This window comes from Leucobacter sp. UCMA 4100, from assembly GCF_027853335.1.
In the GTDB taxonomy this organism is placed as follows: Bacteria; Actinomycetota; Actinomycetes; order Actinomycetales; family Microbacteriaceae; genus Leucobacter_A.
In genome coordinates this window covers 284,338-305,777 of the sequence record NZ_JAFEUS010000002.1, presented here as the reverse complement: position 1 = coordinate 305,777, position 21,440 = coordinate 284,338, and the positions used below count along the sequence as shown (strand labels likewise).

Below are 21,440 nucleotides of genomic sequence, written 5' to 3'. Positions count from 1 at the left end.
CTGAACCTGTGCCATGATGGATCAATGCGTTACGATCTGCACACACATTCAACCTGTTCAGACGGAACGACAACGCCCACCGAACTCGCCGAAGAGGCGCACGCGATTGGGCTCGCAGGGTTCTCGCTCACCGACCACGACACGACCGAGGGGTGGGACGAAGCGCGCGAGGCAGCCCGAGCGCGAGGGCTTGATTTCTTGCCGGGCATGGAGCTCACGACGACTCACGGTTGGCGTTCGGCTCACCTGCTCGCGTACGGTTTTGACGTCGCCAATGTCGAGCTGCAGGGCAGGCTTGAGATGCTGCGTGAAGCTCGTAGAGAGCGAGCCCACGAGATGGTGCGCCGGCTGCGAGCCGACTTTGATGCCGACTGGGACGCACTACTCGACGGCGACTCGGCCGCTGGAGCTGCCGCCGCGACCGCGAGCCTCGGCCGCCCACACCTCGCCGACCTGCTGGTTGCTGGTGGGTACTTTCGCGACCGCTCACATGCTTTCGAGACGGCGCTTTCGCCCGGCGGCCCATACTACGTTCCGACCGAGACGCTCTCGACCTCAGAGGCGATCGAACTGGTGATTGCCGCCGGGGGAGTCCCGGTGCTCGCGCACCCGGCTGCCCAGCGTATGCGCAGCCCGTTCGCGGTCGAAGAGCTGGCCCCACTCGCGAACCTGGGGCTCGCGGGGGTCGAAACGGAGCATCCTGAGAACCGGCCCGAGTGGATCGCCCCGCTTCGCGACGAGGCAGTTCGCCTCGGGCTCCTGACCACCGGCGCAAGCGACTACCACGGTGCGGGTAAGCCGAACCGGTTGGGGCAGTGCACCTCGCCCATAGAGACCGTCGAGCGCATTCGCGCCGCGGCGCACACGAAAGCGTAGAGCTGCGCTCTGAGAACGCAGCTCTACGCCAGAATGCTTACTCGCCTACAGCGGGAGCCGCTGCTGGCTGAGCGGCGGTTACCGAAGCCTCACCGCTAGCGGCTTCGCCTTCGGTTGGCTTGCGGCGACGGCGCCGATTGCGCTTGCGTGGTGCGCGGGGCTCATCGGTGCCATCTGCGTTTGTTACGGTCTCGCCCGAGCCGGCCTTGGCAGCCTCGGGTGAGGCTGAGCCTGCTGCGGCAGCGGATGAACCCTGGGCCGATCCGCCTGAGCGATTGCGGCGACGCTGCGATCCGCCGTCACGGCCGCCCTCGCGACCACCGTCGCGCTTGGGGCGTGGGGCTGCCGGGGTCTGCTTGAGACGGCCGCGCGATCCCTCGGGGATATTGAGCTCGGCAAAGAGGTGCGGAGACGACGAATAGGTCTCGACCGGCTCGGGCTTGTTGAAGCTGAGGGCCTTGTCGATGAGCGCCCACTTGTGCAGGTCTTCCCAGTCGACGAACGTGACGGCGATACCCGAACGGCCGGCACGACCGGTGCGGCCGACGCGGTGCAGGTACGTCTTCTCGTCGTCGGGAACGGTGTGGTTGATCACGTGCGACACATCATCGACGTCGATGCCACGGGCGGCAACATCGGTCGCGATGAGAACGTCTTTCTTGCCGGCCTTGAACTGGGCCATCGAACGCTCTCGCTGGTCCTGGTTCATGTCACCGTGCACGGCCGCGGCCGAGAAGCCGCGATCGGTGAGCTCTTCGAGGAGTTTTGAGGCTGCGCGCTTGGTACGCGTAAAGATGACGACCTTTTCGCGGCCCTCTGCCTGCAGAATGCGGCCAATGACCTCGTCTTTGTCGAGCGAGTGAGCGCGGTAGATGATGTGCTCAATGTTCGCCTGCACTGCGCCCTCGTCGGGGTCCTGTGCCCGAATATGAATGGGCTTCGACATGAAGCGGCGGGCAAGGGTCACGATGGTATCGGGCATCGTCGCCGAGAAGAGCATCGTGTGGCGAATCGCCGGGACCTTCGAGAAAAGCTTCTCGATGTCGGCGAGGAAGCCGAGGTCGAGCATCTTGTCTGCCTCGTCGAGCACCATCTCGGTGACGTTAGAGAGGTCGAGCAGACGCTGCTGGCTGAGGTCGAGCAGACGGCCGGGCGTGCCGACAACGATCTGGGCGCCGGCCTTCAACTGCTCGATCTGGCCCTCGTATGCCTTACCGCCGTAAATGGGCACGACGTTGGTCGCACGGTTTTCGGTTGCGATTACGAGGTCTTCGAATACCTGCACCGCGAGCTCACGCGTGGGTACCACGATGAGTGCTTTGACGCCTGGCTCGGGGTCGAGGCCGAGGCGCTGCACGAGCGGAAGGCCGAACCCGAAGGTCTTGCCGGTACCGGTCTTGGCCTGGCCGATGATGTCTTGGCCCTGGAGCGCCAGGGGAATGGTCTGTTCCTGAATCGGGAACGCGTCGATAATGCCTCGGTTTGCAAGGGCGTTCGCGATATCGCCGTCAATACCGAGTTCTACGAAAGTGGTCACAGGTTTCCTCATCTGTGTGGTGTTGTGGGCACGCACGGTGCCAAGTTGCAACGATGGTATAAGGCCTCAAAAGGCGTGCAACATTCCAATAGTACCCGTATTCGTGGGTAAACTGGCTGAGTGATGGATTGGTTCAAGCGATTTCGCAAGCAAGCCGGGCCCGCGAGAAAACTCAAAACTCGCAGCGCTGCCGTGGGAACACTGCACGTCGAACTCGCCGAGTTCGCGCCCGCTGTCGTCCCGTTTCTCGGCCTTGTGTCGTACCTCAAGCTTGAGCTGTACACGCAATCTTCACGTGCGGTCGTTGCGGCACCGTCGCTCGAAGCGAAGTCGGTTCTCGCCGAGGTAGCCGCCGAGGCACTCTCGAAACAGCAGCGCTTCACCGAACAACTGCGCAAGCGCGGCGAAGATCCGCACGAAGCAATGGAGCCTTTCGCTGGGCTCATCGACCGCTACCTCGAGCGCATTGCCGCTGACGATTGGCATGAACACGTGCTCTCGGTGTATCTCGTCTCTGGCCTCTTCGACGGCTTCTTTGCAAGCCTCGCCGGCGGCATCAAAGACGGCTTCACCGCAGAGGCCATCGAGATTCTTGCCGACAACACGGGCCGCGACCGGCTACGCGAGCTACTCGCCGAGCAGATCGAAGAAATTCCGGGGCTCTCTGACCGCCTCGCGCTCTGGGGCAGGCGGCTCGTGGGCGACACGCTGCTCGTCGCACGCGGGGTGCTGGCGCTCAGCGAGCACCGCACGTTTAACGCGAACGAGATGGAGCCCGTATTCACCGAGCTCATCGCCGACCACATCAGGCGAATGGACGGGCTGGGGCTCACCGCCTAGGCGACACCACGAGTTCAAACGCCGAAGGGGCCGTACGCACTGCATGCATACGGCCCCTTCGGCGTCTCTGAAGCGTTCGTGACTAGTTGACGAACCCTACGCGCCCGCTAGCCTTCGCGCCCATCTCGAGGTAAGCAATCGAGTCGGGGTTCACGAGAATCTGTGAGCCTTTGGTGTCGGTGAAAGCTGCGAGAGCACCCTCACCAGCACGAGCCTTTTCGAGGGCTGAGAGAATTTCTTCTGCGCTCGAATCCGTTTCAAACGTGAGCTCACGTGGCGACTGGATAATGCCGATGCGAACGTCCAAGTGTTCCTCCAATGAGTGGGTTCTTCTGCTTCACCCCAGTCTAAGGTCTGTAACTGTGTCTTCGGTGGTGACCTTGTGCAAACTCACAGAGCTCAGTCGTAACAATAGATGAATGAGTGTTTGGGCATGGTCTGCAGAAATGGGCGTGGCGATTGGCGTCACCGTGTTTTTTCTTGCCCTCCTGCCGCTGCTCGTCTGGCATTACCGAAGCTACGGCAGGCTGAGCGTCGGGCGAATGCTCGGTGCGGCCGCCATTAGCGTGTACGCGGCGGCGCTCTTCGCCTATACCCAGTTGCCGTTGCCTCCCGTGCGTTCACTCGACTGGTGCGCCGCTCACGGTGTGCACGAACTGCAGTTGAGGCCGTTCGCCTCGCTCGAAACAATGGCCATGCGCGCCTCTGAGATCGGCTGGGGCCCGATGTTCGCCTCGACGCTTGGCCTCCAGGTCATCTTTAACGTGGTGCTGTTTATTCCGTTCGGGGTCATTGTGCGCGGTTACTTCAAACGGGGCTTCTTCGCGACCGTCGCCCTTGGCGCGCTACTCTCGCTCGCGATCGAAGTTACTCAGGCCACCGGGATGTGGGGCATGTACCCGTGTGCGTACCGACTTGGCGATGTCGACGATCTGATGACGAACACCTTCGGTGCGCTCCTGGGTGCGCTCATCGCTCCGCTCGTGCTCTTCTGGATGCCCTCTAAAGAGCAGCTGGTCGCAACGAGGAACGAGCCGCGGCCCGTCACCGGCTCACGCAGGGTGCTCGCTCTGTTTCTCAACTACACCCTCGTTTGGACCCTGAGCGGCGTATTGTCGTGGATCATCGGCACCACCTGGCGCCTGATCGACGGCAAGATTGACCTCGCAGCTTTTGCATGGGTGCAGTTCTGGCTGCACGCGGTGGTTGTCGGGGTGGTGCTGCTGATTCCTGCGATGCGTGGGCTGGGTTCGCTGGGTATGTCCATTGTGTGGATCGCTCCGCGCTGGTCTGGCCAGGGTAAGAAGCGTCACCCCGGCACCTGGTGGCAACGGCTCGCCCGCAGCGCGGTGCTCGCCGTGCCGTTCATCGCGTCTGAGCTGCCGAACTGGCAGTTTGGCGACGCGGCGTTCACGCTCATTGCAATCGCGACGCTCGTCATGGTGCCATTCACGAAGACCCACCGTTCGCTCTCTGGCGTAATGACCGGAGCCGAACTTGTTGACACGCGTGTCGGTGGTGCAAGCTAACCTACTGGCATGAGCGCAACCGATCACACCATCTTGCAGGTGCAGCACCTCTCACCGAAGCGGCACGCACGCGTTGTCGGTGCGCCTGGCAGCGGTAAAACGACTGCTCTCGTCGAGCGCGTGGTGTCATGGTTGCACGAAGCGGCCTTCACCCCCGAAGAGCTTCTCGTGCTCTCACACCAGCGAGCCGACGCAGCCTCCCTGCGAGACCGTATTGAGGCGAAGCTCGATATCGCGAGCGTTGGGACGCTCGTGCGCACGCCCGCATCGTTAGCGTTTCAGCTCTGCAACGAGCACCAACAGCGCTTAGCGCTGCCTGCGTTTCAGCTCATGATGGGCTCGCGACAAGACGAGATCTTGCGCGAGGCGGTTGACTCGGTGACTGAGGCTGCGGCAATGAACGATGCGGGCACCGAAGCGCTTGCTGCTGAGTCGAGCGGTATTTCGTTCGACATGGTGCAGAGCACCGCGATGCGAACCGAGCTTCGCGACCTGTGGCGAGTGCTTGACGACTTCTCAATGAGCGCTGCTGAGCTCGAAACCTTTGCGCTTGGCGTGCTCGCTGAACCAGGGCACGGTGAGTTCGTGCACGAGCTTGCGAGACGGTGGCGCTTTCTCGCTCTCTTACTTGCCCGAGCCGAACGCATCGCCGTGAGCGAGTACCCAGAAGAGCGCTCTGCGAGTGCGATGATGCGAGACGCCGTTGCGTTGCTCGGCGAGCAAACGCTGAGCAACAACTTACTCTCGGTACCAAAACTGGTGCTCGTTGACGACGCGGCCGACCTCAGCGAGGGTGCCCTCGCGTTGCTCGCGGCCCTCGCGAACTGCGGCACCAGAATCTGGGTATTTGGCGACCCCGATACCGCCACGGCGGCGTTTGCGGGTGAGCCGACCAGAGTGCTCGCGCACCTGCACCGTGAGCTTGAGCGCCGTGGTGCGCATGAGAGTGCGGTTCGTGGCGAAGAACAGGTACTCATCCTCGGCGAGGTCTTTCGGCACGATGAGCGGCTGCGGGGGTTTGTGCGCGGCATCACCGAGCGCATCGGCGCAGCGGGCGGTTGGCAACAGCGTGCTGCGGTGAGCGAGGCTGCTCACGAAAGTAGCGTCGAATGCGCAACCGCGAGTACATTCTCTGAGCAGGCCGGGGTTATCGCATACCGTCTCAGGCATCGGCATCTCGGGCTTGACCCAGCACAGCCCCCGATCGCCTGGCATGACATGGCCGTGATTTGTCGCTCCAGCGAGCAGGCGAAACAGCTCGCGAGCACCCTTGAATCGCTGCAAGTTCCCACCTCGCTCGCTTCCGGCGGCATGGTCATCGGTCACGTGTTGCTCGTGCGTCATACGCTTCGGGTGCTGCAAGACGCGCTCGGCTTCGTGCCGTTGGGCGGGGGCGAACTGCAGGGGCTCTTGCTCGGCCCGATCGGAGGCCTCGATCCGCTCGCGATACGACGACTCGATCACGCTGTTCTGCTGGCTGATCGGCGAGACGCCTTCGTACACGAACGGGAGCCTCGAACGCTCGCCGAGGCTTACTCGACACTCATCGAATCGCCTGACGATATTCCCGACCTCGCAGAGGGCCGAGCGTTGCGGAGGCTCTCGAAAGTGATTCACTCGGCGCGTACGGTTCGTGCGGCGGGTGGAACGCCTCGTGAGGCACTCTGGGCGCTGTGGGAATCGACGGGGCTACAAGCTTCGCTCTCGGCACGGGCGCTCGATGGCAGCGGCATGGCCTCAGCGCAGGCACACCACCAGCTCGATGCGATGATGGAGCTCTTTTTTGCTTTTGAACGCCACGAAGAGCTTGCGAGCGACGTGCCGATGAACGAGGTTATTGACGAGCTGTTGTTGAGCGATGTGCCGCAAGACAGCTTGGCGCGGCGCAGTGTTCGCTCGGCGGTGACGGTGACAACGCCGCAGGGTGCCTCGAGCCAGGAGTTCGAAATTGTCTGTATCGCAGGCCCGCAAGAAGGCATCTGGCCGAATATGCGTTCACGTGACTCGCTCGTTGGTGCGCAGGCGCTACAGACCCTTCTTCGCGGCGAGGCGCCGCAACCGTTTAACCGCAGTCACATGCTGCACGAAGAACTGAGGCTCTTTGCAAGCGCCTGCTCGCGGCCGAGGCGCGAGCTTCTTATTATCGCTCGTGAAGACGACGACGAGTTTCCGAGCCAGTTCTTTCACCTTGGAAGGCCGCACCTGACGAGTGGCTTGCCAGCGGTCACGCTCACCCTCAGGGGGTACACCGCACACCTGCGGCGCAGTCTCACGGGCGCCCTCGCGCGGGCCGAACACGCGGTAGCCGATGCGTCAAATGGTGACGTCTTTCAGGAGCCGAATGGTGGCGAAGAGCAACACCGTATTGCCCCTGAATCAGCAGCTACCGTGCTCGCGTACCTCGCTCGCGAGGGTGTTCCCGGAGCATCACCTGATGAATGGTACGGCGTTGCCACACCTTCGACAGAGCGGCCACTCGTTGATCTGACCGACCCCGAGGCGCATGTATCGGTGAGCCCGTCACGTATCGAGATGGCAGAGACATGCCCCCTGAACTGGTTCATTTCGGTGTTTGCGCCAGGCCCGGGCAATACGAGTGCCGAACTCGGTACGCTTGTGCACCACGCCTTTGAAACGATGAGTGAACCGAGCGAACTTGAGCTACGTCGCATCATCGATGCTGAGTGGAACCACCTGACGTTTGACGCTCCGTGGCAAGAAACGCTGTTTCGTGAGAACGCCTACCGAATGGTGACGGGCCTCGTTGACTATCTCAGCGATGCCTCTGCAAAGGGCATGGATCTCGTCGCGAGTGAGGCTGGTTTCTCGCTCATGATTGGGCAAGCGAAGCTTGGCGGTCTCGCTGACCGTATTGAACATGTTCCCGGAGCCGACGGGCATAGCCTGCCGAGAATCGTTGACCTCAAAACCGGTGCTTCATTTCCGTCGCAAGCCGAGGCCGAGAACAATGCGCAGCTGCTCTCGTACCAGATGGGTCTGGTCGAAGCCGAGTTTCGCCTGCCCGACGCAGCGGCCGATGCCGAGGGCGAACCAACGACCGTGAGCTTTGGAAGCAGCGGTGGGGCCGCGTTGCTCTTCGTGCATCCCAAAGCGACAACGCAGAAACAGGCCTACCGTCTTGTCGATCAGCCGGCGCTCACCCCAGAGAAACGGGCAGTTTTCGAAGAGCGTGTACAACAGGTCGCCGATATTATGGCCGCCGGCCGTTTCGAAGCGAAGGTCGAGCATCACTGCACCGACCCCCATCAGTTCGGGGCCTGTGGCCTCCACATTATTCCGGCGGTGAGTTACGAATGACCCCCCTCTTTGACGCTGAAACGATTGCCCGAATCCTTACCGATCCGGGCAAAGAAGCGCTCATCCCCACAGACGAGCAGCGCACGGTAATCGAAAGCCCCATGAACGGTTCGACGCTCGTGATCGCCGGAGCAGGGAGCGGAAAAACCGAGACGATCGCCAACCGGGTCGTGTGGCTCGTCGCCAATGGTCTCGTCGCGCCGAGCGAGGTGCTCGGCCTCACGTTCACGAGAAAAGCCGCTGGTGAACTCGCTGAACGCATGCGCGGTCGACTCATGCTCTTTGCCGAACGAGCGCTGCTGGCCGAGCTCACCGAGCCACAGCGGCAACGTGCCGTAGAGCTCAGCGAAACACTCACGACCACGCTCGACCTGCCCGAAGTGTCGACCTATAACGCCTTCGCCTCGGCTCTGGTGCAAGAGTTCGGCAGCGCCCAGGGCATTGGCGGCCAGCTCATCGACGAGTCGGTTGCATGGGGCATTGCGCGAGAAGTCGTGACGAGCTCTCGCCACGCAGGCATCTCAGCGCTGGGCATGAGCGTGAACCGCCTCACCGAACTCACGCTTTCGCTCGCTCATGAAGTATCCGACCACCTTTCAACATACGCCGCTGCCCGCGAAGCACTGATGAGTTTCGCCGATGTTCCTCGGTTGCCCTACGACGAGAAAGCTCTTGCTCGCGGTGAGCGGGGCGAGAAGGTCTACGCGGCGATTGCTTCCCAGGCCGAAGTCTTTGAACACACGAGCATCATCGTCGATCTCGCCGAGGCCTACAGTCTCGAAAAGCGGGAGCGCGGGGTGCTCGAATTCTCTGATCAGGTGGCTCTTGCGCTCGAAGCGCTGTCGAAAACGCCACAGGCAGTGACCGTCTTGCGTCACAGGCACCGCGTGGTGCTGCTCGATGAGGTACAAGACACTTCGGTTGGCCAGACACGACTGTTGACGCATATTTTTGCGGGGCAGCACGTGATGGCTGTGGGCGATCCGCACCAATCAATTTATGGCTGGCGTGGTGCCTCGACCGAGAGCCTGTCGAAGTTTCACGACGCTTTCTCACCCAGTGCTACCGCCGCTCAACGAACGCTCACGCTCTCGACGAGCTGGCGTAACTCACTGGCTGTGCTCGAAGCCGCCAATAGGGCGGCCCTTCCGCTTCGAATGAGCGCGCAGGTTCCCGTGCCGGTTTTGCAAGCACGGCCTGGCGCGACGCAAGGCGAGCTCGAAGTGGCATATGAAGAAACGCTCGATGAAGAGGCCAGCCGGGTTGCCCAGTGGTTACTCGACGAACGGGTGAAACACTCGAGAGAGCACGCTGCAGAGCCGCCGACCGCCGCGGTCATCTTTCGAAAGCGCAAAGACATGCCGCTCTTTGCTGAGGCGCTTCGTGAACGGGGTATTCCATCCCGCATCGTAGGCATCGGGGGCCTCCTTGAGACTCCAGAGGTGAGCGACCTTGTCGCGACGTTGCGTTGCGTTTGGTATGCCGATGCATCGAGCGAACTCGTGCGGCTTCTTTGCGGCCCCAGGTTTGCAATTGGGCCCGCAGATATCGCAGGCCTTCGTGACGCTGCACGGTGGTTTGCGCGGCGTGACTTCGCGCAGCAACGCATCGTCGATACCGACTATGCGCGCAGTGCCCTCGAGAGTCTTGATCGAGAGGTTTCGCTGGTCGACGCGCTTGATATGCTTCGTCGATTACCGTACACGCACGCGAGCGTTCGCACGATGAGTGAGACGGGCTTTGAACGAATGCGCGAAGCGGCCGAGATGCTTCGCGGGTTGAGGAGCCTGATCGCTGGCGATGTTATCGATCTCATCCGGGCGGCAATCGAAGCCTTGCGCCTCGACATTGAGCTGGAGGCGAACGAACGTTTCTCTGCGGCGACAAGTGCCACCGCTCGAGAAAATCTACACTCCCTCACTGAAGCCGTACGAGGGTTCCTGCAGGTTTCTCCTGACCGGTCCCTGCAAGCGGTGCTCGAGTGGCTCGAGTTTTCAGAACGCGAAGACGCTCTTCCCGCGTTCATTCCCGCGCCAGAACCTGGCACGGTACAACTCATTACCGTGCACTCGTCGAAGGGCTTGGAATGGGACCTCGTTGCGGTTCCCAGACAATCGGCCACGGAGTTTCCCAGTAAGCCGCGCAGCTCGAAGGGCGAGCTCGCGGTCGGCGTGATCCCTGATCGCTGTCGTGGAGACGCCCGTTCGCGACCGGTTGGGCTCTGGGCAGAAGCTGAGACGCAAAAAGAAGCCCGCGAGGCGATGGCCCAGTATCAACGGGAACAAGCCGCCGCGTTTGCCGAAGAAGAGTTACGGCTCATTTACGTTGCCTACACCAGAGCGAAAAAGGCACTGCTGCTCAGCGGCTGCTTCTGGAGCGGTCGAAAGACGAGCCTTGAACCCTCTGAGCCACTTAAAGCCCTCAGGGCACAATACGAGGGGATGTACGTAGACGCTCCTTCATCGACTGAAGAAGGGCTCGGCACGGCGATTATTGACGAGCTTCCAGACGAGAGTAAGCATGAAGAAGCGCCAGAACACCGTGCGCCTCGAACGCTCACCTGGCCGCTCGACGCTCTGGGCACCCGCCACGATCGGGTACACCGCGCAGCAGCCATGGTGCGTGACGCAGAAGCTGTGGCTCAGCCTGATGCGCAGACCGAGCTCTTGCTCGCTGAAGCTGCCGAGGGGGCAGCGGCCGCAAGCACGAACAGCATGTTTGCGCGAATCAATGCCTCTGGGTTTCACGACTTCATTCATGACCCCGAAGCCGCAGAAGCCCGCGCACTGCGCCCCGTGCCTCAGCGTCCGTACCGGCGAACTCGCATCGGCAACCTCTTTCACGACTGGGTTGAACGAAGAACGACGACGCCTCTGGGCACCTCCCTTGAACTTGCGCTCGAAGAAAATGACGAAACCGTGAGCGATACCGAGCGTCAAGAGCTCGAGCAACTCATCGCCACGTTCGAAGCGTCGAGGTGGGCAACCAGGCAGCCCATCGCCGTCGAGCAGCAGATCACCTTTCCGTTTGCTGGGCGTCGCGCGGTGTGCAAGCTCGACGCGGTCTATGCGAATGAAGGGCGCATTGAGATCGTTGACTGGAAAACGGGGCGCACCCCGGGAAATGATGAGGAGACCGCGCAGCGTCTCTTACAGCTTGACCTCTACCGCGTTGCCTATGCTCTGCACACTGAAACGCCGCTTGAAGACATTGATGTCTCACTGTTCTATGTCGACGCAAACGTTGAAATACGCAGCGAAACACCACGGGAGAAAGAAGAACTCGAAGCGCTCTGGCTGAACGCGTACGCAACGATCACGGGCTAACGCTCGTTCACCGATGGCCGGGCAGAGAGGAAAGAGGTAAGCCTCCCGGGTTACGTGCGTCTCAACGGGCAGTCGTCGTAACCGGAGCCTTCTGAGTCGGTAGCCGCTGAAGACAGCGCTGGTCCTGCGCCCTGTCGGGTTACTCGCGCTCGTTCTTCTCGTTCTCTCCATCTTCGTCAGCAAGCGAGCGCTCATCGTTGAACGAGAGAGGAATCGTCAAAAACTCATCGTCACCGTCAGTGTTCGAAGCATCGTGACCGGTCGAGGGGCCAGTGGCTTCACGCTCAACCACATTGGTTTCATGATCGTTCGCGGTGTCTTCGAGCTCCTCAGCCCGGAAGTCCCGGTCGACCTGGAACATGCGGTCTTCGTCGAGCATCTCGAAGCTCGCGGTCTCAGAGAAGTGGTCGGGAACTGACTCGGGCCGGGCTGCGGCTTCGGCGTCAGCCAGGGTCGACGAGGGCGCTTCTCTGGATGGAACAGTGAAAATGTGTGACACCAACTGATCAAACAGCTCGACAGCGTCGTCAATGATCGACTGATCACGCAGTTCAAGACCGTGTAGCAGCCACTCGGCGATTTCGAGTTCATGCCAGAAACGGGCGCGTTCAACGAGCGCGAGAACCCAAGCGCTCGCCTGATGTGTCGCGTAGAGGCCAGCGACCCGCTCGAGTACCTCTGGCTCAGCGGCGGCAAGCCACGCAAAATCAACCGCGGGGTCTCCGACTGAGAGTTCAGCCCAGTCGAGCACACCGGTAATGTGATCATCAGCAACGATGAGCACATCGTCAGAGACGCTTCCGTGCACCACGACGGGCGCAAAATCCCAGAGCGCTTGGTCGGCAAGCTTTTCGTTCCAGTACTGGCGAACAGCCTCGGGCACAAGCCCTGACTGGTAGGCGCGGTCGATGATTGCCTGTGCGTCGAGCCTGGCATCGTTGCTGCTTCGCTCTGGAAGGCCCTGCTGGGTCACGGTCAGGCGGGGCAGGGCGTGGATCGCGGCGAGGGTCTCGGCAATCGAGGTGAGCAGCAATGCGTCATCGCTGAGATCTTCGACCGAGAAACGATCGCCTGATACGAACGTTGAAACGATGGCCCTGGTGTCGTCGCAGCGGGTCATGCCGAGTACACGAGGGGCCGCGAAAGGGAGCTGTTCGCGCACGCCTGGCGTGAGCGCTGACTGGCCGAGAATTTTTGCCGAATGGTGCACCTCGGCCGTCGGCGAGGTCGGCAATTGCACGAGCACGTCACCCTCAGATGACTCGAGAATAACGCTGTGTTCAACCCCTGCATCACCGCTGAGCGCACGGTAGCCGGTTACCTGAAGGCCTGACACCGCAGAGGTGGCTAACGCCGCTAGAGTGATGGGAGTACGTGCCATAATCTCTAGGGTATTCAGGCATCCTGTGTGAAGGGTTATGCCACGCGTACAAGCGCCGCTTTTCTTATTTCTGACCGGAGGAAGAACCGATATGACCGTGCCCACACCCGATGCCGAGGGCGCGAAACTCGACGCTGATCAGCAGCGCGCGGTGTACGCTCTTCGCGGTCCCGTGGTGATCCACGCGGGCGCGGGCGCGGGTAAGACACGCACGATCACCCACCGTATCGCTCACGGCGTGCACACTGGAACCTACGCACCGTCGAACGTCATGGCCGTGACCTTTACCCGCAAGGCAGCGCTTGAGCTGCAACAACGACTGCATGAACTTGGCGTGCAGGGAGTGCAAACGCGCACGTTTCACTCGGCAGCAATGTCTCAGCTCGGGTATTTCTGGCCACGGGTTGTTGGCGGACAATCGCCGAACATTATCGACGGCAAAGCTAGGCTCATCGGGCAGATCGCAGCGAGCGAGGGCATGCGGCTTCGCGGAGAAACGATGAAAGACCTTGCAGCCGAAATTGAGTGGCGCAAGTCATCAATGCTGAACCTCGAACGCTATGGAGAGATCGTCGGCGACCGGGGTGGTATCGGCGAGTTGCCGCCCGAACGGGTGCTTTGGTTTCACGAACGCTACGAGGCCCTCAAAGATGATCGGCGGCAGATCGACTTTGAAGATGCGCTCATTCTCATGACCGGAATGCTCGAGCAAGAACCCAACGTTGCCCTCGAAGTGCGGCAGCAGTATCGGTTCTTCACCGTCGACGAGTATCAGGATATTTCGCCGTTGCAGCACGCGCTCATGCACGCATGGCTCGGCGAGCGCACTGACCTTTGCGTTGTGGGTGACGCGAGCCAGACGATTTATTCGTTCGCTGGGGCAACGAGCAAGTACCTCTTGGGTTTCGAGAGTGAGTTTCCCGGAGCGACCAAGCTGCAGCTTGAGCAGAATTACCGTTCAACAGCGCCGATTGTGACGGCGGCGAATACGCTCATGCACGGGCAGCCGGGTGCTCTGAGGCTCGTCGCCGCGAGAACTGATGAGGGGCCGGCTCCCTCGTTCGAGTGGTTCGGCTCTGAAAAGGACGAGGCCGAGGCCGTCGCACAGGCGGTCCGGGCACTGGTCGCCTCGGGCACGCCCGCGAGCGACATCGCCGTGCTGTATCGTTCGCACGGCTATTCGGTGCACCTCGAGGAGGCGCTCACTCGCAATGAAGTGCATGCTCGTTCGCTCGGCGCACAGCGCTTTTTCGATCGAGCCGATGTGAAGCGTGCGGTCATGGAGATTCGCGCCCAGGCCGTTGCGAAAGATACGCGGCCCGTCTTTCAGGTGGTGAGCGACGTACTGCGAACGCAGGGGTGGACGAGTGCACCGCCCGCGCGGGGCGAAGGAGGCCGTGAGCGCTGGGAAGTGCTCAACGCGTTACTGAAACTGGTTGACGAACTGCCGGAGGGAACGAGCCTCGAAGCCTTTAGTGAAGAGCTGCTGCGTCGAAGCAAGGCGCACCACGAGCCGTCGGTGAACGCCGTAACACTCAGCACCGTGCACGCCGCCAAAGGTCTTGAATGGCCGGTTGTCTGGCTGGTGGGTGCCGCTGAAGGCGTGTTTCCTATCAGTTATGCGCAAGACGAGCGGACGCTCGAGGAAGAACGCCGCCTGTTCTACGTCGCCACAACCCGCGCCAGGGATGCGCTGTACGTCTCAGGCGCAGGGGGAGGCAAACGTACCCCGTCGCGCTTTATCGAGCTCGCGGGTATTGCCCACGGGCGCCGCTGACTGGCATCGCTGCCCCCTGGCATCTATGCGGCGAGTTCGTCGAGCTCGGCAGGTTCGTCAAGCCCGTGAACGAGAACGCCGTGATTAGCGCACGACGGGTGCGCGGTGGGGAAGTCGCGGGAGCAGTGCTCGACCTCGCCGTGTGAGGAGAGCCGCACGGTGAAGCGGGCGCCTTCAACGCTGCTGAGAACCATCGTTGCGAGGGTCGCGATGGTGAGCGAAGGCTCGCCACGCTCGACCCAGAGCGGCACGCCGACGAGCTGCCCAGCCCACTCGCCCCATCGCTTGAGCGCATCGGCGTTGAACGCGGTGAAACAGCCAGGGCACTGGCGCTGGAGCGTTGAGTTTTGGGCGCTGTCGGTATGGCGAGGCTCGCGCAGCACCGGCCCGATCGTGACACTCGTGTCGGTGAACAGCACGGGCAGCACTTCGAAGCCGCGGGCCGTGAGCGCGGTAAGCCGCCCGACGTCGTATGCAAAACGATCGAGGGTGAGGTACGTCGAGGTGAGCTCGCCCCGCACAGCGGTAGCTCTACCGCTGTGCGGGGTTACCGGCGCGGCGGCAAGTCGGGCGCTCACACCGAGCGCGAGCAGCCCTTGGGCGAGCTGCGCGGCGCCCCGCGAACGGTCGGTTATCGTCACTGAACGATTGGGAGCAGAGCGTGAAAGCGTACGCCGTGGCGTCGCGAGAACCGGTTCGAGCAGGCCGAGGAGCTGACTGACGTCGGCCGCGCTCACCCCCTCTGCCTCAGCGGCACGATTGAGCGCGGCACAGGTGGTGCCCTGGTGAATGAGCTGCAGCAACTTTGCCTCTGACCGTGAGCGCAGGGCAAGGGTGAGCCGTGGCTCATCAACCCCAAAGCGGGCGGTGAGTGGCGCTGACCAGAGCAGCGGGGTAACGAAAGCGAGCGTGTTCATACTCGCTATTCTCGCTGCGGGCGGTTGTCAGGAAGCTTTTCCCACAGGGCGACGCCGGCATGAGCGGCTGTGAGCGACGAACGCCAGCTTACGACTCAGGCGTTTCTCCCGTGCCCTGGTCTCCGAGGTTGCCCTCTTCGAGCAGTCGTTTCAGCTCACGGTCGAAGTCGATCTCTGCGGGGTCGGCCTCGTGCGGCACCAGGCCGATGCGCTTGAGGAGCAGCTCGGGATTCTCGAGTTCTTCGATCGTGGGCAAGAAATCTGGGTGCGCCCAGAGACCGTCGCGGGTCTCGATGCCACCCTTCTCGCCAACGAGCTGCCACAGCGCCGCTGCCTCACGCAGCTTGCGCGGCCGAAGCTCGAGGCCAACGAGGGTTGCAAAGGCACGCTCTGCGGGCCCTCCCGCTGCGCGGCGGCGGCGGATCATCTCGGCGAGCGCGGTTGCCCCCGGCAGGAGCTTCGTGGCTTCGAGGGTTACGACGTCGACGTACCCGTCAACGAGAGCGATCATCGTCTCGAGACGTTCGTGGGCTGCCTGCTGGCGTTCGGTCTTCGGCGGAATGAGCTGACCTGAGCGCAAAATCTCTTGAATCTGTTCGGGATTGTGCGGGTCAAGATCGATCGCGAGATCTTCAATGTGCTCGACATTGATCTCGATGCCGCGGGCGTACTCACCGACGGCGCTCATGAGGTGTGAGCGAAGCCACCTGGCGTGACGGAAGAGGCGTGAGTGCGCGAGTTCGCGGGTGGCGAGAAAAAGCTCAACTTCGGTGGTCTCTTGGTCGAGCCCCTTTGCAAAGGCTGCGACGTTCTCTGGCAACAGTGCGCCACCTTCTTTGCCGGGGCCGCCGAGCAGGGGAACGCCGACGTCGCCGCCAGAAACAACCTCGCGGGCGAGTGAACCGACGACCTGGCCAAGCTGCATCGCGAAGAGGGCCGCTCCGACGCCCTTGAGCATGCCCGAGGCTTGGCTGACGGCGCTCTGAAATTCTTCTGGCAGTTGCTCCTGCATCGCGCTGGTCAGGGCTTGAGAGATTGAATCGGCGACGGGCTCGGCCATCTCGATCCACGTATCAATGGTCTGTTGTACCCACTCAATGCGCTGGAGCTCACGAGGGGCATCAGCCGAGGCGCCCATCGTGGTCGCGCTGTCGAGCCACAGCGACGCGGTCGAGAAAGCGCTCTGCAGTGAACGCGTGCTCGGGTTGCCGTCTTTGCTCGCGACGTCAATTGCGGTTTTGCGCGCAAGAGACCAGTCGGTCTCGCCGCTCATCGCCTGCGGCGTCATCGCGTGCTGCAGGGCACCGAGCATCTGCTGTAACGCGGCCTGATCGAGGGGAAGGCCAGCCGCCTTGGCGAGCTCGCTTGGGTCGATGCCGAAACCGTCAAAGTTTTGGCCCGACAACATGCCGCGAAGAATCTCTTCGATATCGCGTGCCGGGTCGAACTCGTTGTCTCGCCCGTCGTCTGAAAAGTGGTCGCTCGTCATACTGTTTACGGTACTCGGAAATGCTCAAGAAAGGCCTGATAGTTTGTAAACTTGGATTGCGCTGAATGCGAACGCGAGGCGCTGCGAAAGGAACCAGGGTGACCCTGAATAGCAATCAAGAGGTCGGCTCTCGCAGTCGTATTCGACTCTCGCCGCTCGCGGTGGGTGTGCTCGCCGCCCTCGTGATCATCATCGTCGGCACGCTCATTCCCTCGCCCTACATTATTGAGAAGCCCGGTCCGGTCGTGAACACCCTCGGTGAGATCACGCTCGACGGCAAGGACCAGTCGATCATCACGATTGACGGCGAAGCGCCCGAAGCCGAAGGCCAGCTCAATCTTCTGACGGTGTCGATTGTGGGAAGCCCCGATAACAAGGTCGGCTGGTTTGAACTGTTGCCAGCGCTCTTTGATCACCGCCAGCAGATTCTGCCCATGAGCGACATGTTTAGTGAGGGCGAGAGCTCGAAAGACCGCGAGGCCGCGAATAAAGCTATGATGCAGAGTTCGCAGCAGGCCGCAGTCGTCTCGGCGCTTCACGCACTCGGAGAAGACGTAGAGGCGACCGTCACGGTCGAGGACATCGTGCAAGACTCGGCTGCCGACGGGCTCATTCAAGCCGGAGACATTATTACCACGGTCGACGGCGAGGCTGTGACGGGAACCTCGAGTGTCAAACAGCGGGTTGTCGAGGCGCCGAAGGGAGCAGAGCTCGTGCTCGGGGTCGTGCGCGACGGCCAACCCCTCGACATTGCGATCACTCCAGACTGGAACGAGGAAGCAAGCGTCGGGCTCATCGGGGTCATCATGGGCGTCGCGTACGATACCGACCGAGATATTTCGTTTGACGTGGATCGCATCGGTGGCCCCTCAGCGGGCATGATCTTTTCACTCGCGATTATCGAGAGCCTGAGTGACGAACCTTTTCTCGGCGACCTGACGGTGAGTGGTACAGGAACCATCGACGATGGCGGCAACATCGTTGCCATTGGTGGCCTACCGCAGAAAATGTGGGCGGCAGAGGACGCTGGAACCGAACTCTTCCTGATGCCCGTCGGGAACTGTATCGATGTGCCGGCGAAGCTCCCCGACGCGATGGAGATCGTGCCGGTTGCGACGCTCGGTGAGGCGATCACCGCGATCCGCAATCATCGAAACGGGCAAGACAATCAAGGAATTGAACGCTGCCGCGCAGAACTCGCGCAGGTGGCACCGGTAGGCTAACAAGAGATATAGCCACACCAACTTACACGGGAATGTGAGATTGCTAACGTGACTCAACACACAGCTCCAGCGCCTAGCGCGAAGAAGCGTAAGGTTTCACCGCTCGCCGTCACCATCATTGGGGTCGTCGTTCTGGTGCTGCTCTTTATCTGGTTTGCGAGTATTTGGGCGGAGGTGTTGTGGTTTGACCAACTCGGCTATGTGAACGTGCTCGTGACGCAGTGGATTGCGCGGGGCATTATGTTCGTCATTGGCTTTGTCATGATGGCGGTTCCGCTGTACTTTGCGATCGATATTTCGCACCGTACGAGGCCGGTCTACGCCAAGCTTTCGTCGCAGCTCGACCGTTACCAAGAAGTCATCGAACCGCTTCGCAAGCTGCTCACTTGGGGCGTTCCCGTCGTCTTCGGGCTGTTTGCTGGTCTCGCGGCCTCGGCCTGGTGGCAGCCCGTGCTGCTGTGGTGGAACAGCGAGCCGACCGGTGAGGTCGACCCGCAGTTCGGCCTCGACCTTTCGTTCTACCTCTTTGACCTTGCGCTCTGGCAGGGAGTTGTCGGCTTCGCCTCGGCGGTAACCCTCATCGCCCTTATCGCGACCGCGGCGACGAGCTACCTCTACGGTGGCATCGCTTTCACCGGTAAAGAGGTGCGCATCTCGAAGGCCACCCGTATTCAGGCCGGCATTCTCGCGACGCTCTACGTTGCCCTGCAGGCCGTTAGCCTCTGGCTCGACCAGTACTCGACGCTGAGCGATAGCCGTGGGCTTGTCACTGGTGCGCTGTTCAAAGACGTGAACGCGGTGATTCCCGCGAAACAGATTCTTGCGGGCATCGCGCTCATCGTCGCACTGCTCTTCCTCTTCGCCGCAATCACGGGCAAGTGGCGCATGCCGGTCGTCGGCACCGCGCTGCTGCTCGTCGCGAGCCTCGTGGTGGGCGCTGGCTACCCCTGGATGATTCAGGAGTTCAAGGTCTCGCCCGATGAGAAGATTCTTGAGGCTGAATACGTGCAGAGAAACATAGACGCGACGCGAGCCGCGTTTGACCTCGAAGATGTGAAGGTTGAGCGCTACGAGGCCGTCACCGACGCTGAGCCAGGCGCACTGCGTAACGACGCTCAGACGACCGCGAACATTCGCATCATGGACCCCGAGATTATCTCGCCGACCTTTGCGCAGCTCGAGCAGATTCGTCAGTACTACAAGTTCCCGAAGAAGCTCACGGTTGACCGCTATGAGATCGACGGCAAGATTGAAGACACCGTTGCCGCCGTTCGTGACATTGACGTTGAAAACCAGTCGGGCTGGGTGAACCAGACCCTCGTGTATACCCACGGCTACGGTATGGTCGCGGCCTACGGTAACCAGCGCTCGGTTGACGGGCAGCCCGTGTTCCTCGAGTCAGGTATTCCCACCGAGGGGCGCCTTGGCGAGTTCGAGCCACGTGTGTACTTCGGTGTGAACTCACCCAAGTACTCGATCGTCGGCGGCGAACGCGAGAAAGACATCGAGATCGACTACCCGGCCGATGACACCGAGCCGGGCAAGATCGAGGTGCCCTCGACCGAAGAGCCCGCAGAGGCGCCGGCCGATGAGGCCGATGGTGCCGACCCGAAGGCTGAAGACGGCGCAGAGGAGCCGAAGGAAGAGGCGACTGAAGAGCCTGACCTCCCGGCAGATGCTGGGCCGCAGAACATGACGACCTTCTCCGGTGACGGTGGGCCGGTGCTCGGCGGGCTCTTTGAAAAGATAGTCTACGCGCTCAAGTTCCAGGACATCGAGATTCTACTCTCGGGCTCGGTTGCATCAGGCTCGCAAATTCTCTTCGATCGCGACCCGGTCGAGCGTGTGCAGAAGGTTGCGCCGTACCTGACAACCGATAGCACGCCATATACCTCGGTCGTTGACGGGCGCATCGTGTGGATCATCGACGGGTACACCACGTCGTCGAACTACCCGTACGCCGAACTCGTGAACATGACCGACGCGATCGTTGATGCCGACCACCCGAGCCAGAACCAGCCGAACGGAATGGGCGTCAACTACATTCGCAACTCGGTCAAGGCGACGGTCGACGCCTACGACGGCTCGGTCACCCTGTATGCCTGGGACGACAAAGATCCGATTCTCGATTCATGGAGCAAGATCTTCCCAACCACGGTGAAGAATGTTTCAGAGATGAGCGGCGACCTCATGAGCCACGTTCGTTACCCGAGCGATCTCTTCAAGGTGCAGCGTCAGGTGCTCGGCAAATACCACGTCACCGAGAGCGGTGCCTTCTACTCGAACGAAGACGCGTGGCGTACGCCGAACAACCCCGTGAAGGGCAAGACCGCTGGGGTCGATGCGAGCAGCTTGCCGCAGCCTCCGTACTACCTGACGCTTGCGGCGGGTAAAGACGTTGACCCCGAGTTCTCGATTTACTCGACGTACATTCCTGACCAGCGCGGTGAGGGATCACGTGATATTTTGACCGGCTACCTCGCGGCAAACTCAAACGCCGGCAATGTCGACGGAGAAGTCTCTGAAGGGTATGGAACGCTGAAACTGCTGACCCTGCCAAAGGGCAACACCGTGCCGGGCCCCGGTCAGGTGCAGAACAGCTTCACGACCGACCCAGAGGTGACGAGTCTTCTGAACATGCTGCGCCTCGGCGAGAGTGACGTGATCAGCGGTAACCTCCTCACCCTCCCGGTTGGCGGCGGCCTGCTGTACGTGCAACCCGTGTACGTCAAGGCAACGACCGGAACCAGCTACCCGCTGCTGCAAAAGGTGCTGGTCTCATTCGGTGACGAAATCGCGTTCGAAGATACGCTTGACGCCGCTCTCGATAAGCTCTTCGGAGGCGACTCCGGCGCGAGCGCTGGAGATAACCAACTCACCGACGAAGACGGCAACCCCGTTGATCCCGAAGACATCGAAAGCGTTGAACCGGGAGATGAGGGAACCGAGGGCGAAGGCTCGGCGAAACCGAAACCAGATACGTCGCCTGAGAGCCTGCAGAAGGCGCTCAAGGACATGCAGGAGGCGATCACCGAGCGCGAGGCTGCGATGCAGGCTGGCGATTGGGCCGCTTACGGCAAGGCCGATGAGAAGCTCACGAAGGCGCTTGAACAGGCGCTGAAGCTCTCGGAGTAACGAACCCGCTTCACAGCACAGGGCCCGGACGATGGTGATGCCACGTTCGGGCCCTGTGCGTTGGTACGAGGAAGCTGCCGGGTGCGAGACAA

General features: G+C 61.5%; 13 protein-coding genes. 8 read left to right on the top strand and 5 right to left on the bottom strand.

Annotation, left to right across the window (positions count from 1 at the left end; translation table 11 throughout):
* Nucleotides 1-24: 24 nt before the first annotated feature.
* Entirely contained in the window at nucleotides 25-876 is an 852-nt protein-coding gene (locus JSO19_RS01575) for a PHP domain-containing protein (RefSeq protein WP_270909295.1), read from the top strand.
* Nucleotides 877-913: 37 nt separating this feature from the next.
* Here the strand turns inward: JSO19_RS01575 and JSO19_RS01570 are convergent, their stop codons facing one another.
* Nucleotides 914-2,413: a DEAD/DEAH box helicase gene (locus JSO19_RS01570; protein WP_270909292.1), complete on the bottom strand. Its 1,500-nt coding sequence runs from the start codon at nucleotides 2,411-2,413 to the stop codon at nucleotides 914-916.
* A 123-nt stretch (nucleotides 2,414-2,536) separates the two neighbouring features.
* Between JSO19_RS01570 and JSO19_RS01565 the strand changes: the two genes are divergently transcribed.
* Nucleotides 2,537-3,253, top strand: a complete 717-nt coding sequence (locus JSO19_RS01565; RefSeq protein ID WP_270909290.1) for a ferritin-like fold-containing protein — start codon at nucleotides 2,537-2,539, stop codon at nucleotides 3,251-3,253.
* Nucleotides 3,254-3,335: 82 nt separating this feature from the next.
* Here JSO19_RS01565 and JSO19_RS01560 read toward each other — a convergent pair whose 3' ends face one another.
* Nucleotides 3,336-3,560 (bottom strand): DUF3107 domain-containing protein, encoded by a 225-nt coding sequence (locus tag JSO19_RS01560; protein ID WP_270909288.1) that lies wholly within the window; start codon nucleotides 3,558-3,560, stop codon nucleotides 3,336-3,338.
* A gap of 112 nt (nucleotides 3,561-3,672) precedes the next feature.
* Between JSO19_RS01560 and JSO19_RS01555 the strand changes: the two genes are divergently transcribed.
* The 3 genes from JSO19_RS01555 to JSO19_RS01545 are packed head-to-tail and all read left to right on the top strand — an operon-like array spanning nucleotide 3,673 to nucleotide 11,426.
* Nucleotides 3,673-4,782: a VanZ family protein gene (locus tag JSO19_RS01555; RefSeq protein ID WP_270909287.1), complete on the top strand. Its 1,110-nt coding sequence runs from the start codon at nucleotides 3,673-3,675 to the stop codon at nucleotides 4,780-4,782.
* A gap of 9 nt (nucleotides 4,783-4,791) precedes the next feature.
* A complete protein-coding gene (locus tag JSO19_RS01550) occupies nucleotides 4,792-8,100 on the top strand; it encodes a UrvD/REP family ATP-dependent DNA helicase (protein ID WP_270909285.1) in 3,309 nt (1,102 codons plus the stop codon).
* Nucleotides 8,097-11,426, top strand: a complete 3,330-nt coding sequence (locus JSO19_RS01545) for an ATP-dependent DNA helicase (protein WP_270909283.1) — start codon at nucleotides 8,097-8,099, stop codon at nucleotides 11,424-11,426. The genes JSO19_RS01550 and JSO19_RS01545 overlap by 4 nt, the downstream gene beginning before the upstream one ends.
* Before the next feature lie 139 nt (nucleotides 11,427-11,565).
* Here JSO19_RS01545 and JSO19_RS01540 read toward each other — a convergent pair whose 3' ends face one another.
* Nucleotides 11,566-12,807 (bottom strand): phosphotransferase, encoded by a 1,242-nt coding sequence (locus tag JSO19_RS01540; protein WP_270909282.1) that lies wholly within the window; start codon nucleotides 12,805-12,807, stop codon nucleotides 11,566-11,568.
* Nucleotides 12,808-12,898: 91 nt separating this feature from the next.
* Here JSO19_RS01540 and JSO19_RS01535 point away from each other — a divergent pair, with 91 nt between their 5' ends.
* Nucleotides 12,899-14,584 (top strand): ATP-dependent helicase, encoded by a 1,686-nt coding sequence (locus JSO19_RS01535; protein ID WP_270909280.1) that lies wholly within the window; start codon nucleotides 12,899-12,901, stop codon nucleotides 14,582-14,584.
* 23 nt (nucleotides 14,585-14,607) lie between these two features.
* Here JSO19_RS01535 and JSO19_RS01530 read toward each other — a convergent pair whose 3' ends face one another.
* On the bottom strand, nucleotides 14,608-15,501 hold the full coding sequence (locus tag JSO19_RS01530) for a hypothetical protein (protein WP_270909278.1): 894 nt from the start codon (nucleotides 15,499-15,501) through the stop codon (nucleotides 14,608-14,610).
* Nucleotides 15,502-15,589: 88 nt separating this feature from the next.
* The gene (locus JSO19_RS01525; RefSeq protein ID WP_270909276.1) at nucleotides 15,590-16,990 is read right to left on the bottom strand and encodes a zinc-dependent metalloprotease; all 1,401 of its coding nucleotides are present in this window, start codon (nucleotides 16,988-16,990) and stop codon (nucleotides 15,590-15,592) included.
* A gap of 98 nt (nucleotides 16,991-17,088) precedes the next feature.
* Here JSO19_RS01525 and JSO19_RS01520 point away from each other — a divergent pair, with 98 nt between their 5' ends.
* Nucleotides 17,089-18,213 (top strand): YlbL family protein, encoded by a 1,125-nt coding sequence (locus JSO19_RS01520; RefSeq protein WP_270909275.1) that lies wholly within the window; start codon nucleotides 17,089-17,091, stop codon nucleotides 18,211-18,213.
* Nucleotides 18,214-18,261: 48 nt separating this feature from the next.
* A complete protein-coding gene (locus JSO19_RS01515) occupies nucleotides 18,262-21,348 on the top strand; it encodes a UPF0182 family membrane protein (protein WP_270909273.1) in 3,087 nt (1,028 codons plus the stop codon).
* The last annotated feature ends 92 nt before the right edge of the window (nucleotides 21,349-21,440 follow it).

Excerpts from the sequence above, each read along its gene's own strand:
- JSO19_RS01530 (WP_270909278.1), bottom strand. The coding sequence starts at position 15,501 with ATGAACACGCTCGCTTTCGTTACCCCGCTGCTCTGGTCAGCGCCACTC.
- JSO19_RS01565 (WP_270909290.1), top strand. The coding sequence starts at position 2,537 with ATGGATTGGTTCAAGCGATTTCGCAAGCAAGCCGGGCCCGCGAGAAAA.
- JSO19_RS01545 (WP_270909283.1), top strand. The coding sequence starts at position 8,097 with ATGACCCCCCTCTTTGACGCTGAAACGATTGCCCGAATCCTTACCGAT.
- JSO19_RS01535 (WP_270909280.1), top strand. The coding sequence starts at position 12,899 with ATGACCGTGCCCACACCCGATGCCGAGGGCGCGAAACTCGACGCTGAT.
- JSO19_RS01575 (WP_270909295.1), top strand. The coding sequence starts at position 25 with ATGCGTTACGATCTGCACACACATTCAACCTGTTCAGACGGAACGACA.
- JSO19_RS01540 (WP_270909282.1), bottom strand. The coding sequence starts at position 12,807 with ATGGCACGTACTCCCATCACTCTAGCGGCGTTAGCCACCTCTGCGGTG.
- JSO19_RS01550 (WP_270909285.1), top strand. The coding sequence starts at position 4,792 with ATGAGCGCAACCGATCACACCATCTTGCAGGTGCAGCACCTCTCACCG.
- JSO19_RS01525 (WP_270909276.1), bottom strand. The coding sequence starts at position 16,990 with ATGACGAGCGACCACTTTTCAGACGACGGGCGAGACAACGAGTTCGAC.
- JSO19_RS01555 (WP_270909287.1), top strand. The coding sequence starts at position 3,673 with ATGAGTGTTTGGGCATGGTCTGCAGAAATGGGCGTGGCGATTGGCGTC.